General features: G+C 38.0%; 4 protein-coding genes. 1 reads left to right on the top strand and 3 read right to left on the bottom strand.

Annotated features, from left to right (window positions below):
- The coding region (locus tag AC33VI_RS14385) for a DUF4347 domain-containing protein (RefSeq protein WP_491782955.1) at positions 1-331 on the bottom strand (331 nt) is incomplete at its 3' end.
- Between the two features lie 450 nt (positions 332-781).
- On the opposite strand from AC33VI_RS14385, the gene AC33VI_RS14380 reads away from it, so the two are divergent.
- Positions 782-976, top strand: coding sequence for a hypothetical protein (locus AC33VI_RS14380; protein ID WP_491782954.1), 195 nt, complete (start codon positions 782-784; stop codon positions 974-976).
- Positions 977-1,248: 272 nt separating this feature from the next.
- On the opposite strand, the gene AC33VI_RS14375 is transcribed toward AC33VI_RS14380, so the two are convergent.
- Both AC33VI_RS14375 and AC33VI_RS14370 read right to left on the bottom strand, forming a co-directional pair.
- The gene (locus AC33VI_RS14375; protein WP_491782953.1) at positions 1,249-2,229 is read right to left on the bottom strand and encodes a methyltransferase domain-containing protein; all 981 of its coding nucleotides are present in this window, start codon (positions 2,227-2,229) and stop codon (positions 1,249-1,251) included.
- A 270-nt stretch (positions 2,230-2,499) separates the two neighbouring features.
- Positions 2,500-3,984 (bottom strand): SGNH/GDSL hydrolase family protein, encoded by a 1,485-nt coding sequence (locus tag AC33VI_RS14370; protein ID WP_491782952.1) that lies wholly within the window; start codon positions 3,982-3,984, stop codon positions 2,500-2,502.
- Positions 3,985-4,323: the final 339 nt, after the last annotated feature.

The raw sequence follows: 4,323 nt of genomic DNA, 5'->3' as shown, positions 1-4,323 counted from the left end.
TTAAAGAGTCTCGATCTAATGTTGTATTACCGAGAAACAACTCGCCATTATTACCATGAGAAACAATATGAATTTCATCCAAACTATCGTATCGGTCTAATGTTTGGCTAATTTGAGAAATTCCATCTTTTTGAGGATCTAAGACGATAACTTCTGTTGATTCGACTAGATTATCGATTAATAATTGATAGTCTTCGACTGCTGAATCGATAAATAATAATCGATCGCCTGACTCTGAAGTTTTAATATCTAATCCAGAATCTGAATTTAAGATATTAGTTGAATTACTAAAAGAATCAAAAGATAAATCTACTACTGTTGTGTTGTTCATGCGACAAAAGTAAAACTATATCGACGATTATCGCTTGTATTTTTTTTGTAGTACAACAGTTTTTTTGCTTAAACTATACTTTATTTAAACTTAATTAAAGAACGGTCGATAGGTACTAAATCACATACTAAAATCGATCCAAATTACAGAATCGTATCGCAATTAAAAACATATCGCCTGTAATCTATGAAATTAAAGATATTTGTGATTTATAGTTTCTTTAAATAACCATAATTAATATACTTAGGTAATAAAATAGTTATTGATTTTGCCCAAGAAATTAATTGAATTATGCTTTCCCAAATCGATTGAGAATTGGTATAAGAACTAAAAACTAAAAACTACGAACTAGTAAATTTTCCCAGAGAGCTATTCAACTGAAAACGGCTGTAAGTGCAACTTCAAGGAGAAATGGTATAAGAGCGATCGTAGTAGTCCGAACTAAGAAGTATGTCCGATATCATCAAAACCCAACGTAGTCTCGCCAATGATGGAAAGCCGTATGACGAGAAATTGTCACTGGGTTTTTTATTGTGGGCGCGATCGCTACTCTACTACGATAAGGTGAAAAAGCCCTTGCGATCGCGAAGCGTTGCCCGTTGGCGATGGAGATCGCCTTTTTTCGTCGGATCACCAAAACTGTGAAAGACCCCCTATAAGCTCAATTTAAGTCATTGTTAGTCACTTAATTTTTAAAATTAGCGATCGCTCTTCGGCAGATTGTTAAGTTCGTCAGCAGTATTAGTTGCTACTCGACTGTCTTTTAAGGCTTGAAGATTTTTATGATAGTTCCAAACCCAATTATTAGGAGTAGCAATTATTTGGTCGATAATATTATCGACTACTGCATCAAATCTCTGTTTAATTTCTCCCCCATCAAATTGATAAATTGGATCAATAGTTTAATTACCATAAATCTAATAGACAGCTTCACTTTTGGCAGCTTCGGATTTCAAAGCTGCATTAGCTCTAGTGGCTTTAAACATTCCAAAACGACACAAACCATTACCAAAAGCCAAACGCATTAACAATAAAGTAGGAACTTCCCGTAAAGACTTAATCAAACCAGAAACGCCAAATAAAACTAATCCCTTGGGTTTAATAATTCCCTGCCAAATCGAATCGATCCAAGAAGGTAGAGTTTCTTGAGTCCAATCATCAGTAATTACTTCCCCTTCTACCAAACCAGTTTCGGCTAATAGTTCGGAAAATCCTTCAATACTGGAAAAAGCTGGATGAGACCACTGATCTAATAATTGTTTCATGACTAGTTTTTCCCAGAAATTTAGAGGTACGATGCGATCGTCTCGTTGATTCCAGTCTGCTACCACTAAAATTCCCCCTGGTTTGAGGACGCGCAATAATTCTCTCGCAAATACTGCTTTATCGGGCATATGAGGTCCAGCTTCTACCGACCAAACTACGTCAAAACTCTCATCGGGAAAAGAAAGAGCCATGGCATCATCTACGGCAAACTTGGCATTTACTTCTTTGGGGGTCAATTCTTGGGCGCGCTTGACTTGCTGGGGACTAATAGTTACCCCTGTCACGTCAAAATTATAATCTTTAGCCAAGATGCGACTGCTGCCACCAATACCACAGCCAACATCTAATAGAGTACTATTGGCAGGAAGCTTGTCCAAACCACCCCAACGCACCATTTCATGAACGAAGTCATATTTTGCGGTGATAAACTCCTTGGATGTTGGTGGCGAGCCATAGTGACCCAAGTGAATATGCTCCCCCCAATAAAATTCTAAAATTCCATCTTCAGTCCATTCATCATAAGAATTAGCTACTGATTCTCCAGATTCGTAACTGCGAGGAGTTAATAGATAAATTGCGATCGCTGCGATCGCCAAAATTAACAAGACTCCCAAAGGGTAAAGTAAATTCATTAAAAGTTCAATGCTTAGTCTTTTTTTATAATATTTTTATTAAAGCATTTTTCCTTTGGGCAGTGGTTTTTATTTGATTAATTATGTGTACTAAAACGCAATAAAAAAGACCGATAAAAAAGTATATTATGCCAAATCCAGCAGCACCAATCACAGATCTTCGAGGGGATAAACTTGAAGCTGCACTACATGAGTTACGCTAGAAATGAGCAGTAATATACCAGCCAGTTTGAGTACAGTTTGAGTAGTTGTTTTATAACTCCAGCCAAACTAAATATCTGCTTCGATAGCTAATGATTCCAAAGCAAAGTCGCTAATAATACTATGACCGACCGTAGTGGGATGAAGAGTATCGAAGAAAAAATATTCATCGGGGTTTGCACCCACAGTGGGAGTAAAAGTTAGAGGATCTAAGAAAGGTTCGGTAACGTTAGTCAAACCAAATTCTTCAGGATTGGCTACCACTTCATCAAACAGAGAACCTACATCTAAAATCTTGACATCAGCACCAGTCAGATTATCGGTAAGTTCTTCAGCAGTAGTATCTAAGAGTGAATTGTGAGTCTCTGTAAGTTCGGTAAGTTCTTCTGGAGAAACTGGTAAATTAGGATTATTTGCTTCGGGAATTATTCCCAAGTCTGGTAAGTTGAGTACCAAAAAATTACGCGCCCCAAAACTATAAAGAGATGCTACTTCAGTTTCGATATTATTGACTGTAGTTTCAGGATCGGCATCGGGAAGAAAATAATCATTGCTTCCCGCCCACAAAACATAAAGAGCATCGGGATCTGCTGTTTGATTTGTTTGTAACAAATCTCCTAGATATAATCCTACTTGTGTTTTGACACCAGGAACAAATGCCCCTAGTTCCCCCGAACCAGTCGCACCCGTTGTTGCCAAACCATAAGCAAAATTGACACTGCGATCTCCTGTACTACCATTGAAAAAAGGACTAATCACGGGAGTTTCTTCAATAAAGGTAACGGGGCTGAGAAGATCCGAACCAGGTGCAATAGCCGATAGTTCGCTGGCAGGAGTCAGTTCGATGTCTAGGGCTGCTGCTACATTATCAATCCAAATTTGACCATTAGAAAAACGCCCTTCAAAGAAGGGAGGGCTAGGAGGTAATACGGGAATATCTAAGCCCAACAAAGCTTCAGCATCTTGAAGAGAACTCGTCACGTTAAATAGGTTACCCGTATCGACTAAGCTATCGCCAAAAACATAAATATTGCTATAAGCATCGGTAGAATCGGTAGCACAATCAACTCCCGTAAATGCACCACTCCCAGTTAAATTAATATCGAGACTGGCTACATTACTAATATCGAAGTCAATTTCTTGAAAACTACCATCTGATAAACCTTCAATATCTATCGTTTCGATGGGCTGGGAATTCTCATCGTAAAAGACAATCGAACTTCCTGGTTCTTCGATATCTAGCAAACTAATACTTTCAATTGCCGCCAAACCATCAAATTCTAAGCTTATCGTACCCCCTGCTACATTGTCGTCAGGATCGCTGCTATCTCCATCCTCGGAAATAATCAACACATTTCCTAAATCGCTACTACTAAGGTCGTCATCTCCTCCAGTAGGATTGTTAGTATCAAAAATCATCAAACCAAATTCTGAATTAGTCGAAAACTCAACGCCACCGAGGTTGGTAACAAGAGTTCCCGCAGTTAAATCTGGTTCGTCAAAATCAATGCTGTTGCTGGAAATAGAGGTATCAGATAATCTGTTTGCAGACATAATTTCTTCTCGAACTTATTTGGTTTTTAACGCGATCGTTTAAATTGCTTTAATTTCGATCTTACTTCAAATGCGATCGCAAGTTACAACCAACAACTAATAACTAATAACTAATAACTAATAATTACCTCTCCTTTAGAAGAAGAGGCTCGATCGCAAAATTTATTAATGAACGAAATCCAACCAATTTTCCACTTCTTGCCAACCCAAACCTTTGCGGACTAATTCTGGTTCGTCGCTAGTAAAATCGAGGATTGTGGAAACTTTAAAACCAGGATCGACAGTATTATCGATAATGATATCTACTTGGTTTTCTAAAGCATCGAAGAGATAGGCTTT

Source organism: Waterburya sp. (assembly GCF_058530065.1).
Note: the sequence above shows the minus strand (reverse complement) of the source record. Positions and strands in the feature narration are given on the sequence as shown.